5 protein-coding genes, 1 tRNA gene and 1 other RNA gene are annotated in these 5120 nt (G+C 69.8%); 3 read left to right on the forward strand and 4 right to left on the reverse strand.

What is annotated here, in order from left to right; genetic code table 11:
- Window positions 1–47: 47 nt before the first annotated feature.
- The 4 genes from G6028_RS16290 to G6028_RS16305 form a co-directional block, all read right to left on the reverse strand.
- Entirely contained in the window at window positions 48–602 is a 555-nt protein-coding gene (locus G6028_RS16290) for a NuoB/complex I 20 kDa subunit family protein (RefSeq protein WP_182659493.1), read from the reverse strand.
- Window positions 603–627: 25 nt separating this feature from the next.
- On the reverse strand, window positions 628–987 hold the full coding sequence (locus G6028_RS16295; RefSeq protein ID WP_182639554.1) for an NADH-quinone oxidoreductase subunit A: 360 nt from the start codon (window positions 985–987) through the stop codon (window positions 628–630).
- 247 nt (window positions 988–1234) lie between these two features.
- Window positions 1235–1648, reverse strand: coding sequence for an Rv3143 family two-component system response regulator (locus G6028_RS16300; protein WP_422110541.1), 414 nt, complete (start codon window positions 1646–1648; stop codon window positions 1235–1237).
- A gap of 116 nt (window positions 1649–1764) precedes the next feature.
- Window positions 1765–1852, reverse strand: a tRNA-Ser gene (locus G6028_RS16305).
- 106 nt (window positions 1853–1958) lie between these two features.
- On the opposite strand from G6028_RS16305, the gene ffs reads away from it, so the two are divergent.
- The 3 genes from ffs to G6028_RS16320 all read left to right on the forward strand — a co-directional run.
- Window positions 1959–2053: signal recognition particle sRNA small type (ffs, locus tag G6028_RS16310), an RNA gene on the forward strand.
- A gap of 47 nt (window positions 2054–2100) precedes the next feature.
- Window positions 2101–3372: an aspartate aminotransferase type Ic gene (locus tag G6028_RS16315; RefSeq protein ID WP_182659495.1), complete on the forward strand. Its 1272-nt coding sequence runs from the start codon at window positions 2101–2103 to the stop codon at window positions 3370–3372.
- Between the two features lie 506 nt (window positions 3373–3878).
- The coding region (locus tag G6028_RS16320) for a DNA polymerase III subunit gamma and tau (RefSeq protein ID WP_182659496.1) at window positions 3879–5120 on the forward strand (1242 nt) is incomplete at its 3' end.

Below are 5120 nucleotides of genomic sequence, written 5' to 3' on the forward strand. Positions count from 1 at the left end.
GGGGGCCCGGTCGCGGTCGTCGGGGGCGCCGGAGGTCGGACGGCCGGTCACCGGAACATCCCCTCGACGGGGATGAGCGGGCGCTGGTCCAGGGCCGCCTGCTCCGCCGCGCGGACGGCCTCGGCCCGGTTGGCGCCGAGGGGCAGGTGCTGGATCTTGTCGTGCAGGGTGATGATCGCGTGCATGAGCATCTCGGGCCGCGGCGGGCATCCGGGCAGGTAGATGTCCACGGGGACGACGTGGTCGACGCCCTGGACGATCGCGTAGTTGTTGAACATCCCGCCCGAGGACGCGCACACGCCCATCGCCAGCACCCACTTGGGCTCGGCCATCTGGTCGTACACCTGGCGCAGGACCGGGGCCATCTTCTGGCTGACGCGGCCGGCGACGATCATCAGATCGGCCTGGCGGGGGGAGGCCCGGAACACCTCGGTCCCGAACCGGGCCAGGTCGTAGCGGCCGCCGCTGGTGGCCATCATCTCGATGGCGCAGCACGCCAGTCCGAAGGTCGCGGGCCAGAGCGAGCCCTTGCGCATGTAGCCCGCGAGCTGCTCGACCGTGGTCAGCAGGAACCCGCTCGGCAGTTTCTCTTCCAGTCCCATGACTGTCTCCTCCTCCCGGTCCCGGTCAGTCCCAGCTCAGTCCGCCCCGACGCCACTCGTAGGCGTAGGCGACGGAGACGTTGACGACGAACAGGGCCATCGCGGCCAGCCCGAACAACCCGAGGTTGTCGAAGTGGACGGCCCACGGATAGAGGAAGAGGATCTCGATGCCGAAGATGATGAACAGCATCGCGGTGAGGTAGTACTTCACCGGGAATCGCCCGCCACCGACCGGTTGCGGGGTGGGCTGGATGCCGCACTCGTAGGCCTCGAGTTTCGACCTGTTGAACCGGCTCGGACCGGCCAGCGAGGAGACCAGCGAGGAGAAGACGGCAAAGGCGACGGCGACGGCCCCGAGGGCCAGGATCGGCACGTACTCGTTCATCGCGTCACTCCTCGCGTGTTCCTCGAGAAGTCACCTGTGGGCGCACTTCTCCTGCAACCGCATGGGATCGCCGGCGACCGGCTGTGGTGGGGTCACGGCCCGCCGTCTCCCTGTCGGATCGGGGTGTTCCTCGACTGTGACTCTACTCACATTGCTTTGACGCGTGTCTGGGGTTTCGGCAGACGGATTTTCGGCGGTCTGTGGCGGACGACTGCAGCGGCTGCCCGTGGCGGCCGGCGGCGCGATCTCAGGACGGCGCGAGGAGCGAGGTGACGGTGTCCCGCAGACGCAGCGGGTCGATCGGGTGCGGGACCGACGCGTCGGCCCGGGACCAGTCGGCCAGCCACCGGTCGTCCGCTCGTCCGATGAGCACGAGGATCGGCGGGGTGTGGTCGAGCTCGTCGCGCAGTTGCTTGGCCAGGCCAAGCCCGCCGGTGGGGGCGGCTTCACCGTCGAGGATCGCGAGACCGATCCCCCCGGCGTCCATGTGCTCGATCACCACCGGCGCCGTGGCGACCTCGGTGTAGTGCAGTCGGGGGAGGTCGGGGTGCGGTCGCGTGCCCAGCGCGGACATGACGCGGCTGCGGGTCGCGGCGTCGTGGCTGTAGACGAGCACCCGTAGCTCGACGTCCGGACTGGTGATCTCGGTCACGTTCGCGATGCTACCGAGCGGGCTCGGTGGCGGTGCGGGTTGCGGTGGACGCGACTCGTGGTGCGGTGAGGGCCGGGAAATGAGAGACGCGGCCCGGGCTCGAGAGCACCGGGCCGCGTCTGCGGCGGAGGATAGGGGATTTGAACCCCTGAGGGGCTATAAACCCCAACCCGCGTTCCAGGCGAGCGCCATAGGCCACTAGGCGAATCCTCCGTGGACGAGAGTACCCAGCGCGGCCAACCACTGGCAAACCATCCGGGAATCACCGGCCACATCCCGGGCTGCGTGCAGCGGCGGAGGCGGCACGGCTAGACTCGTCACCGGACCCCGCGCGGCGTCCATCCTGTGAACTCCCCCAGGGCCGGAAGGCAGCAAGGGTCAGCGGGCTCTGGCGGGTGCGCGGGGTCCCTTTACGTCTGGGTACACACACCACCGACGATGTCGACCTCCCGGAGGCCACTATGGCGCTGTCCGATCTCTCCGCCGACGAACTCACCCGACTCGAGTCCGAGTTGTCGTCCGAGTACGACTCGCTCGCCGACCGGGGACTGTCCCTGGACCTGACCCGCGGGAAGCCGTCACCCGAGCAGTTGGACCTCTCCGAGCGACTGCTGGCGCTTCCGGGGGAGGGCGACCACACGGCCGGCAAGACCGACGTCCGTAACTACGGCGGCGGCGCCGGTCTGCCGGAGCTCCGCGGGATCATCGCCGAACTCCTGGGCGTGGACGCCGGCCGCGTGATCGCCCAGGACAACGCGAGCCTGTCGATCATGTACGACCTGCTGACGTTCTCGATGCTGTTCGGTACGCCCGACTCGGAGCGCCCGTGGAAGGACGAGCCGAAGCTCCGCTGGCTGTGCCCGGTCCCCGGGTACGACCGGCACTTCGGCATCACCGAAGCCCTCGGTATCGAGATGATCCCGGTGGCGATGGGGGAGGGCGGCCCGGACATGGACGAGGTGGAGCACCTCGTCGCCACGGACCCGTCGATCAAGGGCATGTGGTGTGTGCCGATCTACTCCAACCCGACCGGGACCGTCTACAGCGACCACACCGTGTCCCGGCTGGCCCGGATGGCCGCGGCCGCCCCGGACTTCCGGGTGATCTGGGACAACGCCTACGTGGTGCACACGCTGACCGAGGACTTCCCCAAGGTGCCCGATGTGGATTCGCTGGCCGCCGAGGCCGGTCACCCCAATCGATTCCTGCAGGTGTGTTCGACCTCCAAGATCACCTTCGCCGGGGCGGGGGTGTCGTTCCTCTCCGCCTCCGAGGCGAACCTCGACTGGTACCTGGGGCACACCGGGATCCGGTCGATCGGCCCCAACAAGGTCAACCAGCTGGCACACGCGCGCTTCTTCGGTGACGCCGACGGGGTGCGGGACCACATGCAGAAGCACCGCGAGATCGTGGCCCCGAAGTTCGAGGCGGCCGCCGCCGCACTGGGCCGGAGGCTCGGCGGGTACGAGGTGGCGACGTGGACGAGTCCCGAGGGCGGGTACTTCATCGACCTCGAGGTGCCGGACGGTACCGCCACGGAGACCGTCCGTCTGGCCAAGGCGGTCGGGGTCGCGCTGACCCCGGCGGGTTCGGCTTATCCGTACGGGCAGGATCCCGACGATCGGCACATCCGGTTGGCCCCCACGTTGCCGCCACTGGCCGAGGTGGAGGAGGCGATGGACGTGGTGGGCCTGTGCGCGCTGCTCGCCGCGTGCCGCGATGCGCGAAAGTGATGTAACAGCGCCTCCCCCTTCGTTAATCACTGCCGCGCGTGGGCGGTGTACGCCGCGCGCCTCCGTTCGCCCTCCCACGCGGTTCGCCACGCCGCTGTCACCTGCGAGACGTGCTCGACCGTGATCTACACCACGTTCCCATGTGGTGGGCGCGCCGGTGCGGGCAGTGGCGGTGGCGCTGACGTGCACGTATGTCAGTCCCCGCGCAGTTGAGCAATAGTCAACGAAGGGAGGTCCTTGATCCCCACAGGTCGGCATGGTTGTATCTGAAACGTCCGGACCCCATAAGGGATCGGGCACCGGAGTGCGGCTGAGGGGCTGCGAGGGGCCGGTGCTCCGATCCTGGTCCGGAACCGCGCCGCGAGGGTCTGAGGGGGCCCGCACCGCCGCGCGAGGGACGTCGGGAGGGGCTGCGGAGACGCGGCCCCTCCGGTCATTTCCGGAGGTCGGGTCCCGGGACGCGGAGGGCGGACCTCGCCGTCGTACCCCCTGGGTACCCTCTACACGTGGCCCTCTATCGGAAGTACCGCCCCGCCTCCTTCGCCGAGGTCGTGGGCCAGGAGCACGTCACCGAACCGCTCTCGGTGGCCCTGTCCTCCGGTCGCATCAACCACGCCTATCTCTTCTCCGGCCCGCGCGGGTGCGGCAAGACGTCCTCCGCCCGCATCCTCGCCCGGTCGCTGAACTGCGTGGAGGGACCCACCGCCACGCCGTGCGGGCAGTGCGATTCGTGCGTGGCCCTGGCGCCCGGGGGCACGGGCACGCTGGACGTCACCGAGCTCGACGCGGCCAGCCACGGCGGCGTGGATGACACCCGCGACCTGCGTGAACGGGCGTTCTTCGCGCCGGCGTCGTCCAGGTACCGGGTGCTCATCATCGACGAGGCGCACATGGTCACCAATGCGGGCTTCAACGCGTTGCTCAAGATCGTGGAGGAGCCGCCGGAGCACCTCATCTTCATCTTCGCCACCACCGAGCCGGAGAAGGTGCTGCCGACCATCCGCTCGCGGACGCATCACTACCCGTTCCGCCTGCTCACGCCGTCGTCGATGCGCGGGCTGGTCGAGCGGATCAGCGAGCAGGAGGGGGTGAAGGTCGAACCCACGGTCTTCCCCCTGGTCATCCGCGCGGGTGGCGGGTCGCCGCGTGACACCTTGAGCGTGCTGGATCAGCTGATGGCCGGCGCCGGCGAGGAGGGCATCACCTACCCGCGCGCGGTGAGCCTGCTGGGGGCCACCGAGGTCGCGCTGATCGACGACACCGTGGACGCGCTCGCCGCGGGGGACGGTGCCACGCTGTTCCGGACCGTCGACAAGGTCATCGAGGCCGGGCTGGACCCCCGCCGGTTCGCCGCGGATCTGCTCCAGCGGCTGCGGGACCTGATCATGGTGCAGTCGGTGCCCCAGGCCATCGAGCGAGGGCTGGTCGACGCCCCGGTCGAGCAGGCCGACACCATGCGGCGCCAGGCGGAGACCATCGGGCCCGCCACCCTCGCTCGGTGCGCGGACATGGTGCACGAGGGAATGGGGTCGATGCGTGGCGCTACCTCTCCCAGGCTGCTGCTGGAGATCCTCTGCGCCAAGCTGCTGCTGCCCTCCGCCGACGACTCCATGATCGCGCTGCTGCAGCGGGTCGAAGCCCTGGAGTCGGGCACCGCGCCGGCGGGCACCGCCGCTCCCGGTGGTGCCCGAGCGCGGGACGGGGGTCCGGCCGGAGGGGGTGGGGCTTCGCCGGACGACGACGAGGGG

It is taken from the genome of Dietzia cercidiphylli, assembly GCF_014145145.1.
Classification (GTDB): domain Bacteria; phylum Actinomycetota; class Actinomycetes; order Mycobacteriales; family Mycobacteriaceae; genus Dietzia; species Dietzia natronolimnaea.

Excerpts from the sequence above, each read along its gene's own strand:
- G6028_RS16290 (WP_182659493.1), bottom strand. The coding sequence starts at position 602 with ATGGGACTGGAAGAGAAACTGCCGAGCGGGTTCCTGCTGACCACGGTC.
- G6028_RS16295 (WP_182639554.1), bottom strand. The coding sequence starts at position 987 with ATGAACGAGTACGTGCCGATCCTGGCCCTCGGGGCCGTCGCCGTCGCC.
- G6028_RS16315 (WP_182659495.1), top strand. The coding sequence starts at position 2,101 with ATGGCGCTGTCCGATCTCTCCGCCGACGAACTCACCCGACTCGAGTCC.